The organism is Scandinavium sp. (assembly GCF_051650185.1).
Lineage (GTDB): Bacteria > Pseudomonadota > Gammaproteobacteria > Enterobacterales > Enterobacteriaceae > Scandinavium.
This window is the reverse complement of record NZ_JBOFIN010000146.1, coordinates 140,669-161,922: the sequence shown is the minus strand read 5'-3', so window position 1 is coordinate 161,922 and position 21,254 is coordinate 140,669. Positions and strand designations below refer to the sequence as shown.

The 21,254-nt window shown below is 54.7% G+C and carries 15 protein-coding genes; 6 read left to right on the top strand and 9 right to left on the bottom strand.

Annotation, left to right across the window (positions count from 1 at the left end; translation table 11 throughout):
- Positions 1 to 11: 11 nt before the first annotated feature.
- The 4 genes from ACRCWW_RS20770 to ACRCWW_RS20755 all read right to left on the bottom strand — a co-directional run bounded on the left by ACRCWW_RS20770 (position 12) and on the right by ACRCWW_RS20755 (position 6,846).
- Entirely contained in the window at positions 12 to 1,727 is a 1,716-nt protein-coding gene (locus tag ACRCWW_RS20770; RefSeq protein ID WP_438684090.1) for a ShlB/FhaC/HecB family hemolysin secretion/activation protein, read from the bottom strand.
- Positions 1,728 to 1,814: 87 nt separating this feature from the next.
- Positions 1,815 to 3,047, bottom strand: coding sequence for a collagen-like triple helix repeat-containing protein (locus ACRCWW_RS20765; RefSeq protein ID WP_438684089.1), 1,233 nt, complete (start codon positions 3,045 to 3,047; stop codon positions 1,815 to 1,817).
- 354 nt (positions 3,048 to 3,401) lie between these two features.
- Positions 3,402 to 4,658 (bottom strand): valine--pyruvate transaminase, encoded by a 1,257-nt coding sequence (gene avtA, locus ACRCWW_RS20760; RefSeq protein ID WP_438684088.1) that lies wholly within the window; start codon positions 4,656 to 4,658, stop codon positions 3,402 to 3,404.
- 157 nt (positions 4,659 to 4,815) lie between these two features.
- Positions 4,816 to 6,846, bottom strand: coding sequence for an alpha-amylase (locus ACRCWW_RS20755; RefSeq protein ID WP_438684087.1), 2,031 nt, complete (start codon positions 6,844 to 6,846; stop codon positions 4,816 to 4,818).
- Between the two features lie 315 nt (positions 6,847 to 7,161).
- Between ACRCWW_RS20755 and ACRCWW_RS20750 the strand changes: the two genes are divergently transcribed.
- Entirely contained in the window at positions 7,162 to 7,989 is an 828-nt protein-coding gene (locus tag ACRCWW_RS20750; protein ID WP_438684086.1) for a protein bax, read from the top strand.
- 150 nt (positions 7,990 to 8,139) lie between these two features.
- On the opposite strand, the gene xylR is transcribed toward ACRCWW_RS20750, so the two are convergent.
- The 4 genes from xylR to xylF form a co-directional block, all read right to left on the bottom strand.
- Complete coding sequence (xylR, locus tag ACRCWW_RS20745) at positions 8,140 to 9,318, bottom strand: D-xylose utilization transcriptional activator XylR (RefSeq protein ID WP_438684085.1); 1,179 nt, start codon at positions 9,316 to 9,318, stop codon at positions 8,140 to 8,142.
- A 69-nt stretch (positions 9,319 to 9,387) separates the two neighbouring features.
- Complete coding sequence (xylH, locus tag ACRCWW_RS20740; protein WP_438684084.1) at positions 9,388 to 10,569, bottom strand: xylose ABC transporter permease XylH; 1,182 nt, start codon at positions 10,567 to 10,569, stop codon at positions 9,388 to 9,390.
- Entirely contained in the window at positions 10,547 to 12,088 is a 1,542-nt protein-coding gene (locus tag ACRCWW_RS20735; RefSeq protein WP_438684083.1) for a xylose ABC transporter ATP-binding protein, read from the bottom strand. Before ACRCWW_RS20735 ends, xylH begins: the two co-directional genes overlap by 23 nt.
- 61 nt (positions 12,089 to 12,149) lie before the next feature.
- Positions 12,150 to 13,142, bottom strand: a complete 993-nt coding sequence (gene xylF, locus ACRCWW_RS20730) for a D-xylose ABC transporter substrate-binding protein (protein ID WP_438684118.1) — start codon at positions 13,140 to 13,142, stop codon at positions 12,150 to 12,152.
- A 374-nt stretch (positions 13,143 to 13,516) separates the two neighbouring features.
- On the opposite strand from xylF, the gene xylA reads away from it, so the two are divergent.
- Both xylA and xylB read left to right on the top strand, forming a co-directional pair.
- On the top strand, positions 13,517 to 14,839 hold the full coding sequence (gene xylA / locus ACRCWW_RS20725) for a xylose isomerase (RefSeq protein WP_438684082.1): 1,323 nt from the start codon (positions 13,517 to 13,519) through the stop codon (positions 14,837 to 14,839).
- Between the two features lie 101 nt (positions 14,840 to 14,940).
- Entirely contained in the window at positions 14,941 to 16,395 is a 1,455-nt protein-coding gene (gene xylB, locus ACRCWW_RS20720; RefSeq protein WP_438684081.1) for a xylulokinase, read from the top strand.
- 51 nt (positions 16,396 to 16,446) lie between these two features.
- Here the strand turns inward: xylB and ACRCWW_RS20715 are convergent, their stop codons facing one another.
- A complete protein-coding gene (locus ACRCWW_RS20715) occupies positions 16,447 to 17,442 on the bottom strand; it encodes an acyltransferase (protein ID WP_438684080.1) in 996 nt (331 codons plus the stop codon).
- A 186-nt stretch (positions 17,443 to 17,628) separates the two neighbouring features.
- Between ACRCWW_RS20715 and ACRCWW_RS20710 the strand changes: the two genes are divergently transcribed.
- From ACRCWW_RS20710 to glyS, 3 genes are all read left to right on the top strand, one after another.
- Positions 17,629 to 17,931, top strand: coding sequence for a YsaB family lipoprotein (locus ACRCWW_RS20710; RefSeq protein ID WP_438684079.1), 303 nt, complete (start codon positions 17,629 to 17,631; stop codon positions 17,929 to 17,931).
- A gap of 147 nt (positions 17,932 to 18,078) precedes the next feature.
- Positions 18,079 to 18,990 carry a glycine--tRNA ligase subunit alpha gene (gene glyQ, locus ACRCWW_RS20705; protein ID WP_438684078.1) on the top strand — a complete coding sequence of 304 codons (912 nt, stop codon included), beginning with the start codon at positions 18,079 to 18,081 and terminating at the stop codon, positions 18,988 to 18,990.
- A 9-nt stretch (positions 18,991 to 18,999) separates the two neighbouring features.
- Complete coding sequence (gene glyS / locus ACRCWW_RS20700; protein ID WP_438684077.1) at positions 19,000 to 21,069, top strand: glycine--tRNA ligase subunit beta; 2,070 nt, start codon at positions 19,000 to 19,002, stop codon at positions 21,067 to 21,069.
- The last annotated feature ends 185 nt before the right edge of the window (positions 21,070 to 21,254 follow it).

The window sequence follows — 21,254 nt, the reverse complement described above, 5'->3', positions numbered from 1 at the left end:
GGAGAGGCACCTTAGCGCAGATTGTTAAAATTCCACGTCAGCGTCAGGCTGTAGCGCCAGTCGCGGTTGTTGTTGTCTGTTGGCACATCGCCGACCGGTTTTGCGGCTTCGACGCTGACGCTGTAATGGCGGTTATCGCCCACCATCACCCCGGCCGCGACGGAACCGAGGCGCTGATGGCGAAGGCCCGGTTGGTTGTACCAGGTTTGCGCAGTGTCGGTGAGCACGTAGGGTTGAATGGTCGCAAGCCAGGTGCTGTCTTTGCGCATATGCAGATAGCGTAATTCAAGCTGGCCGCCGTAGCCGTAATCGCCGCTGGCTTCGCTGTCCTGATAGCCCCGACCAAAATGCTGTGCGCCGAAGCTCACGCGTTCCGGCTCCGGCAAATCATTGTTCGACCAGTCACCTTCCCATGACGTCGAAAGCTTCCAGTTTTCGGCCATCATCCACGCCGCATCCAGATAGCCTTTCCACAGCGTAAAATTAAGGTCGGTTCCTTGCGAAGGCGCGGCATCAGCGCCGAGCCCATCAATGCCCTGACGAAATGCCAGCCGACTGCTGAGGCTGGCTGTGTCGAAATTGCGCGTGCCGTTAATGCCTAATTCGAATGCCGGGTAGCGCACGTGCTGATGTTGGGCGTCGAGGCCGTAGGTTTGCCCGGCCAGTTTTGCCTGCAAATCGTAATCGTCGCGTCGATCGGTGTAGTCAAAGCCCCCGGTGATGTTGAGCTGTTTTTTGCGGGTCAGGATAAGCGGGTAGCCAAAGCTGACGCCGCCGTTGTACTGGGTCGATTTTTGCCGGGCATCGACGGTGATGTTATTGGGCAGAGCAAGCAGCGGCGTAAAGTCCTGCGGATTTTCGCGGTAGTAGCTGCCTTTTAGCTGCATGGTCAGCCCTTCGTCGTTCAAAAACTGCTGCCAGTTCAGGCCGAGGTAAGTCTTCCGCGTGTCTTTATCGAGCGGGATCAGCGTCGCCACGCCCAGCTGATCGCCATAGCTCGTCAGGTTGCTGAGTGTGCCGTTGACCAGCGCCAGATTCTGGCCTTTACGTGTGTCGAGCGTGGAAGAGATATCCCAGATATGCGGCTGCATGCCGGTCACCTGCATCGCCGCCGCGCCATAAATGTTCTTCGGCAACTGGGCGTTGGCCTCAATCGGCACGCCGGGCGTTTGGGTCATCAGCTGGCTGTATCGATCGAAGGTGTCCTGAGTGAGCGGCTTTTCCGCCATGATTTTTTCAGACAACCTTTTCAGGCGAGCGGCGACATCCGGGTTGTTGCTGTTGATATCGCTGTGCGCGACGTAGCCTTCAACCAGCACGATTTTGATGTTACCGCCCTGAAAGTTGTTATCCGGCAGCCAGGCGTAGGAAAGCGGATAACCGTCGGCTTTGTAGCGCTGGGTGATATCGTTTACCAGCCCCGCCAGCGTCTTTAGCGGAATGGTTTTGTTGGCGTAGGGGCGAAAGGGTTCCAGCAACGACTTTAGCGGGTAAACGGTCCCGCCAATGAACTGAATGTGGTTGATCTGTATCGGCGTATCCGGCGTCAGTCTGGACTCCGGTTTTTGGACTGTCACTTTAGGCGCAGGGGTCGCTGGCGCAGGTGGCGCAATATCCGGCGCGGCTTTAGCCGGATTGCTGGGGTCGATAATGGCTGGCAGAGTATCGGCACGAGCCAGGCTCAGCAAGAGCAGAGCAGGCAGCGCAAAATAAGCGTGCTGTTTCATAGTGCAATCCCTGTTCTTAGTCCCGTCTTTGCGGGTGATCACTGCTGTGAAATGTGCCCCCTTTCCGGGGGCACAGAAAAGAGCAACTTAGTTATGTTTCGGTGTGAGGATGTCGCCGACAAGCGTGTTCAGCCCGTTCAGCGGATTGGTGTTGGCGCTACTCTGTGATGTGGTGCTGGTGCCTGCATTGGCAGTCACGCCTGCCGTCAGCGTATTCACGGTGGTGTTCACGTTCGCGACCAGTCCATTGTTATTGGTGTTCACCGAGGCGTTGGCCGACACATTGCCACCACTGCTGCTGGTGGATGATGTGGTTGGTTTCACCAGCCCGCCGGTATCAGTCACCGTTTGCCCTACGTTTTGAACCACCTGACCGACGCCATTCAGCCCTGAATTGGTGCCGCCGACTTTGGTGCCGACATCGCTAACGGAGGTGCCAACCTGAGTCAGCAGATTATTGACCGGTGCGCCAAGGCCAGTGGTGGTACCGACTTCCTGTGTGACGCCCTGCACGCCGCCGAGCGTTTTATCCACTACGGTGGTGGTGTCGGTGGTCAGTTTGGTCACGCCAGCGCTGTTCACTGTGCTGGTGAGGCCGGTGCCGGTATTGCTGACGAGCTGCCCGGTGCTGTTCACAACATTGCCCACAACGCCTGTTGCTCCACCCAGTGGAGTGCCTGAAGTTGTGCTCGAAAGATCGGTGCCGACCGTGGAAACCGTATTCCCGAGTGAGGTTACGGTGGTGGTCACACCTTTCACCGTGGTGCCGACACCATTAGGATTGGTTGGATTGCCTATCCCGGTCGTGACACCCGTCCCGACGGTAGACACGGCATCACCCACGCCGGTGACGGTGGTAGAGACTGTCGAAGTCACCGGGTTATCGGTTGGCAACTGGCTGCCCAGGCTGTCGACTGTTGTGCCGACGGCCGTCACGGTTTTACCCGTATCGCTCAGGACATTGTTCAGCGCTGCTGTCGAGGTGCCACCACCGGAGCCTGTTCCTCCGCCACCGGTTCCGGTACCTCCACCGCCAGTACCCGTTCCTCCGCCACCGGTGCCTGTACCGCCACCGCCAGTGCCTGTTCCTCCACCACCGGAGCCTGTTCCTCCGCTGCCGGAACCATTACCACCACCGTTATTGGCAGTTGTGCCGCCACCGCTGCCATCATCAGATCCTGATCCGCTGCTGCCAGTCGTTGGGTTTGTTTTTGCAGTTGAATGACTTCCCCCTCCGCTGCCGCTGCAGGCAGAAAGAGAAAAGGCGAGTAGCACCGCCACTGCGATAACGCTTAAGTGGCTAACGTTATTCGAGGCCATAACAATACTCCACTAAATAAAACGCCGGGCGGCGTATTAATGAGTGTATGTGGAAATAGAAACGCTGCACTGGCCTCAGGAAGGAGCAAAGAAGAAAATTCGTGTTTGTTGAGGGTTTATATATTAGGGAAATAACCGCTTCGTTGTGGAGTCATTTTAAAACAATGAGTTGTGATTATTATTTTAGTTAAGCACAGCTAAATAGTGTGCCTTGTCATGGAGTGGTAATTAAATACAGGAGAAATTTAAGAGCAATCCTAATAAAACAATGAGCGTTTTTAATGAGGGATATATCGTTATTTTAAGCTGCCGATCACGGAAAAAAATGGGCCCTGTTATTCAGAGCCCTTTTATTTAACAACCGCTCTCTTGCCAGGCTAATTCTATTTCCTCGGCAAGAATTTTGACCCCCGCTTCGATTTTATCGGGCTCAGGGACATAATTCATCCGCATGCACTGATGCGTATGCGGCCACGGTTTATCGAGCCCCGGGAAGAAGAAATCACCCGGCACCATCAACACGCCACGCTTTTTCAGACGCTGGTAGAGCACTTCTGTGGTGACGGGCAAGTCTTTAAACCACAGCCACAGGAAAATGGCGCCTTCGGGTTTATGGATCAGGCAGCGCTCTTCTGGCAAATAACGGCGGATAATGGCGATAGTTTCCTGAACGCGCTGGTAATAGAAAGGCTTAATGACCGTTTCTGAAAGGCGTAGCAGATCTTTGCGCTTAATCATTTCGCACATCATGGCCGGGCCAATGCCGCCTGGCGACAGGCTGATAATCCCGTTCATGTTGCTGATGGCGCTGATGATTTTCTCGTTGGCGATGATTATCCCGCAGCGGCTGCCCGGCAGGCCGAGTTTGGAAAGGCTCATGCACAACACGATATTAGGGTTCCACAGCGGACGCGCTTCGCTAAAGATAATACCCGGGAACGGCACGCCGTAAGCGTTATCGATAACCAGCGGAATACCGTGCTGATTAGCCAGCACGTCAAGCTTCATCAGCTCTTCATCGGTGATCACGTTGCCCGTGGGGTTGGTCGGGCGCGAGACACAAATCATCCCGGTTTCTTCAGTGACACGCAGATGTTCAAAGTCCACGTGATACTTGAACTGGCCTTCTGGCAGCAGCTCGATGTTCGGGCGCGCAGAGACAAACAAATCGTCCTCAAGGCCGGAATCCGCATAACCGATGTATTCCGGCGTCAGTGGGAACAGCACTTTTCGGGTCGAACCGTCGGCGCGGCGTCCGGCGAAGAGATTGAACAAGTAGAAAAACGCGCTCTGGCTGCCGTTTGTCAGTGCAATATTCTGTGGGCCGATATCCCAGCCCAGTTCGTCACGCAGCATCTCCGCCAGCAGGGCCAGCAGCTCTGATTTCCCCTGTGGGCCATCATAGTTACACAGGGCTTCCGTGGCTTTACCGCTCTCCAGCATGTCCGCCAGCAGCTGATGAAAATAGGTGTTCATCTGCGGGATCTGCGCCGGGTTACCGCCGCCAAGCATGATGGCACCGGGCGTACGCAGGCCATCGTTAAGGTCTTCCATCAGGCGGGTGATACCGGAATGACGGGTGAATTTGTCGCCAAAAGCTGAAAAAGTCATATGCAGGTGTTTTGTTGATCTGGGTTCAGGGGCTAAACATACCCCCTGCGCCAGTGAGGTGCAAACTACCGGGGCGCGCCTGGTTCAGGCATTCGTGCTGAAGTTTAAGAGTGAGGTGGACGATCCCTCTTCAGGCTGAAGAGGGATTTTGTTTTGGTCAGGGTTTTCCGGCCCAGACGACCATGACTTTATCTTCGCCGCGTTCACGGACGAATCCATAGCCTTGTGATAAAGAGAGCGTGGTTTGCGTGCCCATCCCAATCGCCGGATGGCGGGCGCGGAACTGACCCAGTTTCTTCCAGTGAGCAACCGTTGCCGCGTTTTTGCCGCTAACATCCTGCCAGTTCATGTCTGAACGCGTGCCCTGTAACGGATCGGAACCGGTGGGTCCAAACGGACGGGCAGATTCGTCACCATAGAAAATTTGCACGGCACCTGGGGCAAGCATCAACCGTTCAGCCGCTTCACTTCCTCCCTCACGGAAGAGGCGGGTATCGTGTGAGGAAAGATAGCTCAGCACGTTGAAGCCTTGCAGGCTCTCAGCCATCTGCTGCCAGGTCATGTCGATAGTGGCGAAGCAATCGACCGCTTTTGCCGCCTGGTCCTGGTAATCAAAGTTGATCATCGCGTCGAAACCGTGGCGATAGTATTCGCTTTGCATCACGCCGTGGCCCCAGGCTTCACCCGTCATCCAGAACGGTGAGTTATCCAGTGCTTTGTCTGGGTTCGCTTTTTTCCATTCTGCCAGTGCGGCGGTGGCCTGCGTTTTAAGCTGATCCCACGCCGGAAGCTCGACGTGTTTGGCCGTATCCACCCGGAAACCATCAATGCCGTAATCACGAACCCATTGGCTCAACCAATGAGTGAGGTAATCGCGCGGCGTGTAGCCCGCAATCGCTTTTGCGGCGGTATCGGGTTTGTGTTGATAAAAAACAGGCAACCCAGACACGGCTTTCGATTCGGTTTTCAAATCGGGTAAAAAGGCGAGTGACATCGTCAGATCGTCAAAGCCCGGGTTGTCATAATCGCCGATATCGGTGCGGATCCACTGCTTACCCCACCATTTTTCCCATGCGGCTTTATCGCTGAAATTGATGTAATCATTAAAGCTATGCCAGCTTTGCCCTGCGCCGGGTTTCCAGTCAGTCCAGCGTTCGCCCAGCGTTTTCTTCAACTCATCGCCTTGCAGATAGAGCGCGCCAAACTGGTATTGCTGCATATCGGCAAGCGTGGCGTAACCCGTATGGTTCATGACAACGTCAAACAACACGCGAATGCCCCGCTTATGGGCTTCGTCGACCAAATGGCGCAAATCGTCTTCCGTTCCCATATTGGCGTCGAGCTTCGTCCAGTCCTGCGGGTAGTAGCCGTGATAGGCGTAATGCGGGAAATCACCTTTGGTGCCGCCGCCCACCCAACCGTGGATTTGCTCGAGAGGGGAGCTAATCCACAGCGCGTTGGCGCCCAGCTGCTGCAGATAATCCAGTTTCGTTGTGAGCCCTTGCAGATCGCCGCCGTGAAAAGTGCCTATCTCCTGCATGCCGTCTTTGTGGCGACCATAGCTGTTGTCGTTGGCGGGATTACCGTTCACATAACGGTCCGTGAGCACGAAGTAGACCGTCGCGTTGTGCCAGTTAAAAGCGGCGGGCTCGGTTGTTTGTGCGTTTTCCAGCAACAGCAGCCCGTTGCTGCTGGGATCGGGCTGAAGTGTGATTTTGCCGTTGCTGACCACCACGGTTTGTCCGCTGTAAAAATCACGAACTTTGCTGCCTTCAGCAAAGGTTTTGCTGACATCCACCGTGAGCGGTTTTCCATCCCAACGAGGGCATTGGCGAACTTCAACTTTTGTCGTATTTGCGACGGCACTTTCCACCCCTAACATCAGCGTTGGCGTGCCTGAGCGGGTATCGAGCGTTAACGTGTATAAACCGTCGCGGAAAAGCCGCCATTGTGGCGGTGTGCCATGGCAGGGTTCCAGCGAGAGCATCTCGTTCAGTTTGACGGTGCCGGAAGGCTGCCAGCACTGCTGGTCAAAATTTAAAGTTAAAGGACGAGTACCCTTCGCGAGCTTTTGCTGACTGACAAACTTCCCCGTGCCTTCAGGCTTAAAGGCGGGGAAATCCGCAGAAGTCCATGCTGCCAACGCCATGCCGGGCAGCAGAAGAGGAAGCAGAGCGGCAAGTTTCATTCCGTTCACCTGTTGTCAGTTTTTTCTCATTTTGCCAGCGTTACGCCAGCGCTAACTCCTCCTTCCTGAGTAATCCAGGGGAGGACGTGAAAGGGTGAGTGATCGGGCTCAAAAATGCCGTTAATTTTCTGCGATAAGCCGTGGAATTTCAGGAATATGAGGCGAAAGGAAGCAAATCATGCGTGACATCGTTTCGGATTTGGACTATTTCTTTGGGTGCGCCGACGGGGTATTTTTGATATGATTTGTGATTCATTTCTCGAATTTACGAAAAATACAAGGCGTTGGAATGCATTTATCCGACCAGGAGACCTAATGATATCGACTCCCATTCGACGATATGGGGCCGCGATACTCATGTTACTCACCTGTGCATTTTCAGGTGGCGTGCTGGCAAAGACGCACACAGCAACAACGAGTCACAAAGCCCCGATAATAAAGACAAGCAGTAATAGTAAGGTTAGCAGTAAACAAGAGTATTCTCGCAATAGTGCAAAGAGTAGTTCACTTCCTGATTTGCGAAAATACCCTTCCGGGACACCAAGGAAAAAAGCGTTTCTCCGGACCGTAATGCCTTATATTACCAGTCAAAATGCGGCGATTACCGCCGATCGTAACTGGCTTGTGTCCAAGCAGTATGACGGTCGTTGGTCACCGTCCGAGCGTACGCGCCTGAAAGGCATTACCCAGCGTTATAAAATTAGCTGGTCCGGGAATACCCGTAAAATTCCGTGGAACTCGCTGCTTGAACGCGTGGATATCATCCCGGGTAGCATGGTCGCGACGATGGCTGCGGCAGAAAGCGGCTGGGGCACCTCAAAGCTTGCGCGTAGCAATAACAACCTGTTCGGTATGAAGTGTGGGCGCGGTAAGTGTCCGTCAGGAACGGGTAAAGTGAAGGGTTACTCTCACTTTGATTCAGTGAAAGAGTCTGTTGAAGCGTATGTGGTCAATCTGAATACGCATCCGGCTTATGCCTCGTTCCGTAAGTCCCGTGCGCAGCTGCGTAAGACGGACCAGGAAGTGACGGCCAGCAAGATGATCCACAAGCTGAAAGGCTATTCAACGCGTGGTTCAAGCTACAACAACTACCTGTTCAGTATGTATCAGGATAACCAGCGTCTGATTGCTGCGCATATGTAAGACGGACGCTTGCCCGGCGGCACTGCGTTTGCGCGGGCCTACGAAGGGTTTGGTAGGCTGGGTAAGCGAAGCGACACCCGACAGAAATTACCGCCATTAATATGCTGAAACGCCTTCCATCCGGAAGGCGTTTTTGTTTCTGCAATGGGGCTAAACCAGCGCTTCACCAAAGCGTTCACGGTACTCCTTCGGCGTCGTGTCGTACTCTTTCTTAAACACCGAATAGAAATATTGCAGCGACGGATAGCCGCACATCTGCGAAATTTCATTGATTGAGAGGGAAGTGGACACCAGCAGGCTGCGGGCTTTCTCCAGCTTTTCGCTGTGGATCACCGCATGAATGGTTTCCCCTACCTCTTCTTTGAAGCGTTTCTCCAGGTTCGAGCGCGAGATGCCTACCGCATCCAGCACTTGTTCCACCTTAATTCCCTTGCAGGCGTTATTGCGAATGTAGTGCATCGCCTGAATCACCGCCGGATCGTCAAGCGAACGGTAGTCTGTGGAACGCCTCTCCACCACGCGGACAGGGGGCACCAGCAGGCGCTGCAAAGGCAAGTTTTCGTCATCCAGCAAACGGTGCAATAACTTCGCGGCCTGATAGCCCATCTGACGAGTACCCTGGGCGACAGAAGAAAGCGCCACGCGAGACAGGTAGCGTGTCAGCTCCTCGTTATCGATGCCAATCACGCACAGTTTTTCCGGTACCGGAATATGCAGATGTTCACAGGCTTGCAGAACGTGGCGGGCACGAGCATCCGTTACGGCAATAATGCCGGTTTGCGGCGGTAGCGTCTGGAGCCAGTCTGCGAGACGGTTTTGCGCATGCTGCCAGTTCTCCGGGGCGGTTTCTTGCCCCTGATACACCACGCCACGGTATTTCTCTTTGGCGACTAACTGGCAAAACGCGTGTTCACGCTCCACCGCCCAGCGTTTACCGCTGGAAGAGGGCAAGCCATAAAAGGCAAAACGGTGAACGCCTTTTTCTTTCAGATGCAGGAAGGCGGTTTCGACCAGAGCGTAGTTATCCGTTGCGATATAGTGCACGGCCGGATAGTGCTCCGGGCGATGGTAAGAACCGCCGACGCCGATGATGGGAACCTCAACGTCTGCCAGCAGTGCTTCAATTTCGGGGTCGTCATAATCGGCAATGACGCCGTCGCCGAGCCACTCTTTGATATTTTCGATACGGGCGCGAAAATCTTCTTCGATAAAGATGTCCCATTCGGACTGCGAAGCCTGAAGGTATTCACCCACGCCTTCAACGACCTGTCGGTCATAGGCTTTATTGGCATTGAACAGCAAGGTTATCCGGTGGCGCTTTTCAAACATGTTCAGCTTTCCTGGGAGCAAAGAGGGCGAAGCCCGCGGGCCCCGCCATCATATCGGCCTTCGCCGCGATCAGGCTCGTCGTTTGGTGGCGGAATCCATCCATACTGCCAACAGTAAAATGGCGCCCTTAACGATATATTGCCAGAAAGTCGGCACGTCCATCATGCTCATTCCGTTATCCAGCGCAGACATAATAAACGCCCCCATCACCGCCCCTGCCACGCTTCCCACGCCGCCCGCGAGGCTGGTACCGCCAATCACACAGGCGGCGATAGCATCCAGTTCGGCAATGTTCCCGGCAGAGGGTGAGCCTGCTCCCAGACGCGAACTCAGAATCAGCCCTGCAATCGCCACCATCAGACCATTGATGGCGAACACGGCAAGCTTCGTCCGTTCCACGTTGATGCCCGACAAGCGGGCCGCTTCAATGTTGCCGCCGATGGCATAAATGCGACGACCGAATGCCGTACGGGTCGCCATAAACATGCCTGCCAGAAGCAGTAACGCGAGGATCAGTACCGGGGTTGGCACTCCGCGATAATCGTTCAGCATCCAGATAGCACCCAGCGCAATGACCGCCGTCAGCGACTGACGAGCGACCAGGCCTGACGATGCAGATGTTTGCAAGCCCAGTGCCTGACGACGCAGGCGCCCACGCCACTGCCAGGCCACGAAGGCCATCAGGCCAACCACGCCAATCACGAAGCCAATGCCATCCGGTAAATAGCTCTGCCCGATTTGCGACATGGCCGGGCTGGTGGGCGACACCGTCGTCCCATTAGTGATACCAATCAGAATGCCGCGAAATGCCAGCATACCCGCGAGCGTAACGATAAATGATGGCACTTTGCGATAAGCTACCCACCAACCGTTCCATGCGCCAAGCACCAGGCCCAGTACCAGCGTCACCGCGATGGTTAAGGGCAGCGGCCAGCCAAGCCAGACGTCAAAAATAGCCGCCACGCCGCCCAGCAGGCCCATCATCGAGCCCACGGACAAATCGATTTCGGCCGAGACAATCACGAACACCATCCCGACCGCCAGAATGCCGGTGATGGCTGTCTGGCGTAGCAGGTTTGAGACGTTTCGGGCGCTCAGGTAAGAGCCGTCGGTAGTCCAGGTGAAGAACAGCATAATGGCGATGATGGCCGCTATCATCACAAAGACCTGCAGATTGAGGTTCTTCAGCCCCGCAAAGGCGGCGGGCGCCTGCACGTTAAGCTTCAGTTCAGACGGGCTGTTTTTCGACATGGCGTTCGCTCCTGAGGGCCGCTTCCATCACTTTCTCCTGGGTCAACTGATGGTTGACCAGGTCCGCTTTCAGTTTGCCTTCGTGCATCACCAGCACGCGGTCGCTCAGGCCAAGCACTTCCGGCAGTTCGGAAGAGATGACGATCACCGCGATGCCTTGCTGCACCAGTTGGTTAATCAGTTTGTAGATTTCATATTTCGCCCCGATATCGATGCCGCGTGTCGGTTCATCGAGGATCAGGATGCGAGGGTTGAGCAGCAGACAGCGAGCCAGAATGGCTTTCTGCTGATTGCCGCCGCTGAGTCGGCCAATCGCCAGCTCCGGCGAGGAGGTTTTCACTTTCAATCTTTGAAGGGATTGCAGAATGCAGTGTTGTTCCCCGGCATCGTCCAGGCTGCTTAACGGCCCGGAAAACTGACTGAGCGCGGCGAGGGTGATGTTTTTACCCACTGCCATCACCGGCACAATGCCGTCTTTCTTACGGTCTTCCGGCACCATCGCAATACCGTGAGCAATGGCTTGCTGGCAGGAAGTGATCGCCACCGGTTGGCCATCGATAAAAATTTGCCCTTCCCAGCGTCCGCGCCAGACGCCAAACAGGCACTGCACCGCTTCCGTTCTCCCGGCGCCAACCAGCCCCGCGATACCCAGAATTTCCCCTCGCTTAAGCGAGAATGAGATGTCATTAACCCGTTTGATGTGGCGATTCACAGGATGCCAGGCGGTGAGATGCTCCACGCGCAGGATTTCTTCGCCAGGCGTGTGCGGTTCGTTAGGGTAAAGCGCCGTCAGCTCACGACCGACCATCATGGTAATGATGTCATCCTCGCTCATGCCGCTGGCGTCCCGGGTGCCGATGTGCTGCCCGTCGCGGATCACGCAGATGGTGTCTGAAATGGCTTTTACTTCATTGAGTTTGTGCGAGATGTAGATGCAGGCAATATCGTGGTTTTGCAGGTCGCGGATGATATTCAGCAGCACGGCTGTTTCCTGCTCTGTGAGGGAGGCTGTGGGTTCATCGAGGATCAGCAGACGCACCTGTTTGTTCAGCGCCTTTGCGATTTCAACCAGCTGCTGCTGCCCAAGCCCCAGGTCGCCGACGCGGGTATCCGGCGAAATGGCAAGGCTAACTTGCGCCAGCAGCTTCTCGCAGCGCACGGTCATTTGGTCGTAATCAAGCACACCATAGCGGCTTATTTCGGCTCCGAGAAAAATATTTTCCAGCACGGTCAGATGCTTAACCAGGGCCAGCTCCTGGTGAATAATGGCAATACCCCGGCGCTCGGTATCGCGAATATGCGCCGCCTGCAGCGGTTCCCCGGCAAAGATAATCTCGCCGTCAAAGCTGCCATAAGGATAAATGCCGCACAGCACTTTCATCAGCGTTGATTTGCCCGAGCCGTTTTCGCCGCACAGGGAAACCACTTCCCCGGCGTTCAGGTGCAGGCTGACGTTATCAACGGCTTTTACCGACCCGAAAGCTTTGGTAATGCTCTTCATTTCAAGTAAATAAGGCATAACGACTCCACGTAGCGTTCCGCGTAAAAGGAATCAGCCCCTCGTCAGAGGGGCCGCGCGATCACAGCTCGCTTTTCTTGTGGAAACCGTCCTTGATAACCGTCTGGTCAATATTGGTTTTGTTGACTTCAATTGGCGTCAGCAAACGAGCGGGAACATCTTTGAGGCCGTTATTCAGCGTCGCGTCTGATTTTGGCTGCTGGCCATTACCCAGCTCTACCGCAATTTCTGCAGCCGTTGTGGCAAGTTGCGTAATGGGCTTGTAGACCGTCATGGTTTGCGTGCCGGAGATGATGCGTTTCACCCCCGCCAAATCGGCGTCTTGCCCGGAAATCGCCACTTTACCCGCCAGACCTTGTGCGCTCAGTGCCTGAATCGCACCACCCGCCGTGGCATCATTTGAAGCAACCACGGCATCAATTTTGTTATTGTTCGCGGTCAGGGCGTTTTCCATGATTTTCAGGGCATTTTCCGGGAGCCAGCCATCCGCCCACTGATCGCCAACTACTTTAATTTTGCCGCTGTCGATATACGGTTTTAAGACCTTCATCTGCCCGGCGCGGAACAGTTTGGCGTTATTGTCCACCGGTGAACCGCCCATCAGGAAGTAATTGCCGCTCGGGACTTTGTCGACCAGACTCTGGGCCTGCATTTCACCGACTTTTTCGTTATCAAAAGAAATATAAAAATCGATATCCGCATTATTAATCATACGGTCATAAGCCAATACTTTAATCCCTTCTTGTTTGGCTTCTTTAATAACGTTGCTTAACACCTGGCCGTTGTATGGAATAATAACAAGGACATCCACGCCGCGGTTGATCATATTTTCAATCTGCGACATTTGAGTTTCTTCATTACCGTTAGCCGATTGCACAAATACTTTTGCACCTAAGGATTCGGCTTTGTTCACAAATATGTCGCGATCTTTTTGCCAGCGCTCCAGACGCAGGTCATCGATAGCCATACCGATCTTCACTTCTTTTGCGATGCCCGCAAAGCTTGTCAGCAGCAGCGAGGCGCAGAGGGTCAGGCAAAGGTTCTTTATCTTCATCATCGTAGGGCCTTTTTGTAAGAATGTCAGTGTGGTGAGATTGGCGATAAAAGAAACAAATACGACGGGTACGGAGCAAATTTTTAGCACGAGGAGAGATTCTGGCAATTACAGATTTTTATCTTCTGATTATGATATTTGGTTTATTTCCTGATTTATGACCGCGATCGGCTTTTAAATCGTTTCAGCTATTTGTTACATCATTTTTATCGAGCGAGGCCGCAATGTTCGTTTGAGTGGCAATATTTTGCGAGCCAGCGCACGTTTGCGCATTCTCTCAACCTCAGTGTGAAATAACGTAATTGAGCAACCGCGAATCCAGTAACAGTATTACGGCACAACCTGGTATTCGCCGCGTCTAATGGAGTTCAATTATGCAAGCTTATTTCGACCAACTCGATCGTGTTCGTTTTGAAGGCCCGAAATCGCAAAATCCGCTGGCTTTCCGCCACTACAACCCGGATGAGCTGGTGCTCGGCAAACGTATGGAAGACCATCTGCGCTTCGCGGCATGCTACTGGCATACCTTCTGCTGGAACGGGGCCGACATGTTTGGCGTCGGCTCTTTTGATCGCCCATGGCAGCAGCCGGGCGAAGCCATCGCGCTGGCTAAACGCAAAGCGGATGTGGCCTTTGAGTTCTTCCACAAGCTGAACGTGCCGTACTACTGTTTCCACGATGTCGATGTTTCGCCGGAAGGCGCTTCGCTGAAAGAGTACCTGAACAACTTCGCGCAGATGACCGATGTGCTGGCTGAAAAACAGCAGCAGAGTGGCGTGAAGCTGCTGTGGGGCACGGCGAACTGCTTCACCCATCCGCGCTACGGCGCAGGAGCGGCGACCAATCCTGATCCGGAAGTGTTCAGCTGGGCGGCCACTCAGGTCGTCACCGCGATGAATGCGACGCATAAGCTCGGCGGGGAAAACTACGTGCTGTGGGGCGGCCGTGAAGGCTATGAAACCCTGCTGAATACCGATCTGCGCCAGGAGCGTGAGCAAATTGGCCGCTTCATGCAGATGGTGGTTGAGCACAAACACAAAATCGGTTTCCGCGGTACGCTGCTGATCGAACCAAAACCGCAGGAGCCAACCAAGCACCAGTACGATTATGACGCGTCCACCGTGTATGGTTTCCTCAAGCAGTTTGGCCTGGAAAAAGAGATTAAACTCAATATCGAAGCAAACCACGCGACGCTGGCAGGGCACTCTTTCCATCATGAAATTGCCACGGCCATTGCGCTGGGTCTGTTTGGATCGGTCGATGCCAACCGCGGCGACGCGCAGCTTGGCTGGGATACCGACCAGTTCCCGAACAGCGTGGAAGAAAACGCGCTGGTGATGTATGAAATTATCAAAGCGGGTGGTTTCACCACGGGTGGCCTGAACTTTGATGCCAAAGTACGCCGCCAAAGTACCGACAAATACGATCTGTTCTACGGCCATATTGGCGCGATGGACACCATGGCGTTGTCGCTGAAGGTTGCCGCGCGCATGATTGAAGACGGCGAGCTGGATAAGCGTGTTGCGCGCCGTTATGCGGGCTGGAATGGTGAACTGGGCCAGCAAATCCTGAAAGGGCAGATGTCGCTGACCGATATCGCGAAGTACGCTGAGCAGCATAACCTGTCCCCACAGCACCACAGTGGACACCAGGAACTGCTGGAAAACCTGGTGAATCATTATCTGTTTGATAAGTAACATCTGATTGCCCGGTGGCGCTACGCTGACCGGGCCTACAAGGTTTTGTAGGCCGGTGCAAGCGCAGCGCCGCCCGGCAACTGTTAGAAGGATTCTCCACTATGTATATCGGGATTGATCTCGGCACCTCCGGCGTAAAAGCAATTTTGCTTAGCGAGCAGGGCGACGTACTGGCTTCGCAGACCGAAAAATTGACTGTCTCTCGCCCTCATCCGTTGTGGTCTGAACAGGATCCCGAACAATGGTGGCTGGCAACGGATCGCGCGATCAAAGCGTTAAGTACTCAACATTCGTTAGCGGAAGTGAAAGCTCTGGGCATTGCCGGGCAGATGCACGGTGCCACCTTGTTGGACAAACAGCAGCACGCGCTGCGGCCAGCCATTTTATGGAACGACGGGCGCTGCGCGGAAGAGTGCTCGCTACTGGAAGAGGCCGTTCCGCGCTCAAGGGAAATCACCGGCAACCTGATGATGCCGGGCTTTACCGCACCAAAATTGCTGTGGGTTCAGCGACATGAACCGGATGTTTTTAACCAGGTCGATAAGGTGTTGTTGCCGAAAGATTATCTGCGTCTGCGAATGACCGGTGAGTTCGCCAGCGACATGTCTGATGCGGCGGGCACGATGTGGCTGGACGTGGCAAAGCGAGACTGGAGCGACGACATGCTGCAGGCGTGCGGGTTGAGTCGCGACAACATGCCCGCGCTGTTTGAGGGAAGCGAGATTACGGGCACGCTGTTGCCGTCTGTTGCTCAGGCGTGGAATCTTCCCGCAGTGCCTGTTGTGGCTGGCGGGGGGGATAACGCTGCGGGGGCTGTTGGCGTTGGGTTGGCGGATGCCGGACAGGCCATGCTCTCGCTGGGGACGTCCGGGGTCTATTTTGCCGTCAGCGAAGGCTTCCTTAGCAAACCTGAAAGCGCGGTGCACAGTTTCTGTCACGCGCTGCCCGGTCGCTGGCACTTGATGTCGGTGATGCTGAGTGCAGCCTCCTGTCTCGACTGGGCAGCAAAACTAACCGGCCTGAACGATGTGCCTGCCTTCCTTGCTGCCGCGCAGAAAGCCGATAAAAATGCCGATCCGGTGTGGTTCCTGCCTTATCTTTCCGGCGAGCGCACTCCGCACAATAACCCGAATGCCAAAGGCGTCTTTTTCGGGCTGACTCATCAGCATGGGCCAGCAGAGCTGGCGCAAGCCGTGCTCGAAGGCGTTGGGTTTGCGCTGGCTGATGGCATGGATGTCGTTCATGCCTGTGGGATCACGCCGAAAAGTGTGACCCTGATTGGCGGCGGCGCACGCAGCGCGTACTGGCGACAAATGTTGGCCGATATCAGCGGCATTGCGCTGGATTACCGCTCGGGTGGCGATGTTGGCCCGGCTTTGGGCGCGGCGCGTCTTGCTCAACTGGCGATGAATCCGGGCAAACCGTATTCCGATTTATTGCCTCAGTTGCCGCTGGAGCAAACGCATCAGCCTGATACCGCGAAAGTGGCCGCGTATGCACCACGCCGGGAGATGTTCCGTAAGCTTTATCAGCAGCTAAAACCGTTAATGTCCTGACAGAAAAGGCAATGTCGCGATTGTCGTGCGGCATTGTCTTCCCCTCTGCTTCTAGCTAACCAGCCGCCGGGTGTCGATTTTCTGCACCAGCATTGACAGCAGCAGGCTGCCCGCAAGCGTCGCGCTGAAAATCCAGAGGATATCCAGCAGCGGCCAGCTTTTGAACTCCAGGCCGCTGGAACGCAGCGCATGAATAAGCAGGGCGTGGAATCCGTAAATGCCCAGCGAGTGCTGTGAGATAGTGCTTAAACCCGGAAGTTCGCGCCCATTTAGCGTGTTTTTCACCACAATCAGCAGCGTCACTGCGCAGATAAAAACCATCGGCCCCGCGTAAAGATACCAGGTGTCAGCAAAGTTACCGCGCCATTTCAGCTCATGCAGCGTTCCCCGGGAAATCACCCACACTGAAGCCAGGAACAGCCCCACGCAAAGCAACGTGAGTGGCTTTCTGTCGGTATTCATCATCCCCAGCGCCCGGCCCAGCAGGCCATAAAGGACGTAATAAAACGTATCGCCATCGATGTACAGATTCACCGGAAGCCACTCAAACCCGCCGGTTTTGACCGGCACCGTGTTGGGGTTGGCGACTATCCCGAGAACGACCATCAGAGCCAGCAGCATCCAGCCGTTGACGGCTTTAACCTGAATCAGTGGAGAGAGCAGGTAAATCACAAAAATCGCGAAGAAAAACCACAGATGATAGAAAACAGGTTTTTGCAGCAAATTCTTCAGTGAAAGCTCAATGTTGATGTGGGTGAAAAGCAGGATATAGAGCAGCGCAATGGCACTGTAAAACAGCAGACACAACCCGATTCGCAGGAAATGGCGCGGTTGGGCGCTGCGCTCACCGAAGAACAGATAGCCTGAAATCATGAAAAACAGCGGAACGCTGACGCGGGAAGCTGAATTCAGCAGGTTGGCGATATCCCAGTTGAACAGGCTGGTGCTGTGTGAATTGGTCACATACCAGGTGGTGGTGTGGATCATCAGCACCATCAGGCAGGCAATCCCTCGCAGGTTGGTTATCCAGTTAATCTTTCCCGACATCAGTTCCTCAGTATTAGGGTGAGCAGTAAGTCTGACCCGCAAACACAGCCCCTGTCTCGTTAGAAAAATCTGATTTGAGTCAGGTGTTTTATCGTGGGCCGAACGGATTGGCTGAATCCGTGTCAGAATAATTGTTCAAAAATAAATTATGACAATAACAGCCAACGAATAAGGCCGTAACGAAAAATGATGATGAAGTGTTTCCCGCTGTTGCTGGTGGCCGTCGCCCTCGCAGGATGCAGTTCCCCTCAGGCTCCCGAACAAAAAGCACAACGAGCAAAGATGGATCCCTCTCGCTCGCTGGAAATGGAGCAGCTGTGCAAAGGCCAGGCTGCAAAACGCTATAACACCGGCGCGCAGAAGATTGATGTCACCGGCTTTGAGCAATTTCAGGGCAGCTACGAGCTAAAAGGGTATACGCCCCGGAATGAGAGTTTCATCTGCTCATTTGATTCAGAAGGCCAATTTTTACATCTTTCGATGCGCTGATGGCCTGTGGAAAGGCGGTGAAACGCGCTGCTTTTCCCACTATTCCCTCAATTTTCCTGAAACAACTTCCATTCATACTGTATATCTCGCAGCCAGCGGGTATACTGGTCGCTTCCTTAAATCCACACGTATCCAGCACGAAAACATATGCAAAAGTTTGATACCAGGACTTTCCAGGGCCTGATCCTGACCTTACAGGATTACTGGGCTCGTCAGGGCTGCACCATCGTTCAACCTCTGGACATGGAAGTTGGCGCTGGCACCTCCCATCCGATGACCTGTCTGCGCGCGCTCGGCCCGGAGCCGATGGCCACCGCTTATGTGCAGCCATCCCGCCGCCCGACCGATGGTCGCTACGGTGAAAACCCGAACCGTTTACAGCACTACTACCAGTTCCAGGTGGTAATTAAGCCGTCTCCGGACAACATTCAGGAGCTGTATCTCGGCTCCCTGAAAGAGCTGGGCATGGACCCGACCATTCATGACATTCGCTTCGTGGAAGATAACTGGGAAAACCCAACGCTGGGCGCCTGGGGTCTGGGTTGGGAAGTGTGGCTGAACGGCATGGAAGTGACGCAGTTCACTTACTTCCAGCAGGTTGGCGGTCTGGAGTGTAAGCCGGTGACCGGCGAAATCACCTACGGCCTGGAACGTCTGGCGATGTACATTCAGGGCGTAGACAGCGTTTACGACCTGGTCTGGAGCGACGGCCCACTGGGTAAAACCACCTACGGCGACGTGTTCCATCAGAACGAAGTGGAGCAATCCACCTACAACTTCGAATACGCAGACGTCGACTTCCTGTTCGCCTGCTTCGAGCAGTATGAGAAAGAAGCTCAGCAGTTGCTGGCGCTGGAAAACCCGCTGCCGCTGCCGGCTTACGAACGTATTCTGAAGGCCGCCCACAGCTTCAACTTGCTGGATGCGCGTAAAGCCATCTCCGTCACCGAGCGTCAGCGCTATATTCTGCGCATTCGCACCCTGACCAAAGCCGTGGCAGAAGCTTACTATGCTTCCCGTGAAGCCCTCGGCTTCCCGATGTGCAACAAGAATAAATAAGAGGCGGCCATGTCTGAAAAAACTTTCCTGGTGGAAATCGGCACCGAAGAGCTGCCACCAAAAGCCCTTCGCAGCCTGGCGGAATCTTTTGCTGCCAACGTGACTGCGGAACTTGATGCCGCTGGCCTCGCTCACGGTAACGTAGAGTGGTTTGCGGCTCCGCGCCGTCTGGCGCTGAAAGTGGCAAATCTGGCGGAATCTCAGCCGGATCGCGAAGTCGAAAAACGTGGCCCGGCGGTCTCTGCGGCGTTTGACGCAGAAGGCAAACCGAGCAAAGCCGCAGAAGGCTGGGCGCGCGGTTGCGGGATTACCGTCGATCAGGCTGAGCGCATGGTCACCGACAAAGGTGAATGGCTGCTGTATCGCGCACACGTGAAAGGCGAAAGCGCCGAAGCGTTGCTGCCAAACATGATTGCCACCTCGCTGACCAAACTGCCTGTTCCAAAACTGATGCGCTGGGGCGCGTCCGACGTGCAGTTCGTGCGTCCGGTTCACACCGTGACGCTGCTGCTCGGCGATAAAGTTATTCCGGCGACCATTCTGGGTATTCAGTCCGATCGTGTGATTCGCGGCCATCGCTTTATGGGCGAGCCAGAATTCACCATCGACAATGCCGACCAGTATCCGCAAATTCTGGCTGAACGCGGCAAAGTCATTGCCGATTACGGACAGCGTAAAGCCAAAATCAAAGCCGATGCTGAAGAAGCGGCACGCAAAATTGGCGGTAACGCCGATCTGAGTGAAAGCCTGCTGGAAGAAGTGGCCTCCCTGGTGGAATGGCCTGTTGTCCTGACGGCGAAATTCGAAGAGAAATTCCTCGCCGTGCCTGCGGAAGCGCTGGTCTACACCATGAAAGGTGACCAGAAATACTTCCCGGTGTATGGCAACGACGGCAAACTGCTGCCGAACTTTATCTTCGTGACCAACATCGAATCGAAAGATCCGGTGCAGATTATCTCCGGTAACGAGAAAGTGGTTCGTCCACGTCTGGCGGATGCCGAGTTCTTCTTCAACACCGACCGTAAAAAGCGTCTGGAAGACAACCTGCCGCGTCTGCAAACCGTGCTGTTCCAGCAGCAGCTGGGTACGCTGCGTGACAAAACTGACCGCATTCAGGCCCTGGCGGGCTGGATTGCCGGGCAGATTGGCGCGGACGTCAACCACGCGACCCGTGCAGGTCTGCTCTCCAAGTGTGACCTGATGACCAACATGGTGTTCGAATTTACCGACACTCAGGGCATCATGGGCATGCACTATGCGCGTCACGATGGCGAAGCCGAAGATGTCGCGGTAGCCCTGAATGAGCAGTATCAACCGCGTTTTGCGGGTGACGAGCTGCCGTCCAACCCGGTGGCCTGTGCTGTAGCGATTGCCGATAAGATGGACACCCTTGCGGGCATCTTCGGTATCGGTCAGCATCCGAAAGGCGACAAAGACCCGTTTGCACTGCGTCGTGCGGCACTCGGTGTGCTGCGTATCATTGTTGAGAAGAACCTGAACCTCGATCTGCAAACACTGACCGAAGAAGCCGTGCGTCTGTACGGTGACAAGCTGACCAACGCGAAAGTGGTGGATGAAGTTATCGACTTCATGCTGGGCCGCTTCCGTGCCTGGTATCAGGACGAAGGCTTCAGTGTTGACACCATTCAGGCTGTACTGGCGCGTCGTCCGACTCGTCCGGCAGATTTCGATGCGCGCATGAAGGCAGTCTCTCACTTCCGTTCTCTGGAAGAAGCGGCGGCACTGGCAGCAGCCAACAAGCGTGTGTCGAATATTCTGGCGAAATCCGAAGAGACGCTGAACGACGTTGTTCACGCCTCCGTGCTGAAAGAAGCGGCTGAGATCAAGCTGGCGACCCATCTGGTCGTGCTGCGCGACAAACTTCAGCCGTTCTTCGCTGAAGGCCGTTACCAGGAAGCGCTGGTTGAACTGGCGGCCCTGCGTGAGCCAGTGGATGAGTTCTTCGAGAACGTGATGGTGAATGCCGACGACAAAGACGTGCGTATCAACCGTCTGACGCTGCTCAGCAAGCTGCGTGAGCTGTTCCTGCAAGTTGCGGATATTTCCCTTCTTCAGTAATCCGCTGTCCGCATAAAACGAACCCGCCTTCTGGCGGGTTTTTTTATAGGTGTGAGCCGGGGCATTTTACGAGGAGGCTCGCAAAACCTAATACAACATGGGGTTACTTCGGGATTTTGCGTGACAGCCCTAAATCATTTTATTGAAGATAGATATCTCGCGATTCTCTTTTGAGTGCTCATAAA

Coding starts and splice junctions, on each gene's coding strand:
- ACRCWW_RS20750 (WP_438684086.1), top strand. CDS start 7,162: ATGATATCGACTCCCATTCGACGATATGGGGCCGCGATACTCATGTTA.
- xylH (WP_438684084.1), bottom strand. CDS start 10,569: ATGTCGAAAAACAGCCCGTCTGAACTGAAGCTTAACGTGCAGGCGCCC.
- glyS (WP_438684077.1), top strand. CDS start 19,000: ATGTCTGAAAAAACTTTCCTGGTGGAAATCGGCACCGAAGAGCTGCCA.
- avtA (WP_438684088.1), bottom strand. CDS start 4,658: ATGACTTTTTCAGCTTTTGGCGACAAATTCACCCGTCATTCCGGTATC.
- ACRCWW_RS20715 (WP_438684080.1), bottom strand. CDS start 17,442: ATGTCGGGAAAGATTAACTGGATAACCAACCTGCGAGGGATTGCCTGC.
- ACRCWW_RS20710 (WP_438684079.1), top strand. CDS start 17,629: ATGATGATGAAGTGTTTCCCGCTGTTGCTGGTGGCCGTCGCCCTCGCA.
- ACRCWW_RS20765 (WP_438684089.1), bottom strand. CDS start 3,047: ATGGCCTCGAATAACGTTAGCCACTTAAGCGTTATCGCAGTGGCGGTG.
- xylF (WP_438684118.1), bottom strand. CDS start 13,142: ATGAAGATAAAGAACCTTTGCCTGACCCTCTGCGCCTCGCTGCTGCTG.
- xylA (WP_438684082.1), top strand. CDS start 13,517: ATGCAAGCTTATTTCGACCAACTCGATCGTGTTCGTTTTGAAGGCCCG.
- ACRCWW_RS20755 (WP_438684087.1), bottom strand. CDS start 6,846: ATGAAACTTGCCGCTCTGCTTCCTCTTCTGCTGCCCGGCATGGCGTTG.
- glyQ (WP_438684078.1), top strand. CDS start 18,079: ATGCAAAAGTTTGATACCAGGACTTTCCAGGGCCTGATCCTGACCTTA.
- ACRCWW_RS20770 (WP_438684090.1), bottom strand. CDS start 1,727: ATGAAACAGCACGCTTATTTTGCGCTGCCTGCTCTGCTCTTGCTGAGC.
- xylB (WP_438684081.1), top strand. CDS start 14,941: ATGTATATCGGGATTGATCTCGGCACCTCCGGCGTAAAAGCAATTTTG.
- ACRCWW_RS20735 (WP_438684083.1), bottom strand. CDS start 12,088: ATGCCTTATTTACTTGAAATGAAGAGCATTACCAAAGCTTTCGGGTCG.
- xylR (WP_438684085.1), bottom strand. CDS start 9,318: ATGTTTGAAAAGCGCCACCGGATAACCTTGCTGTTCAATGCCAATAAA.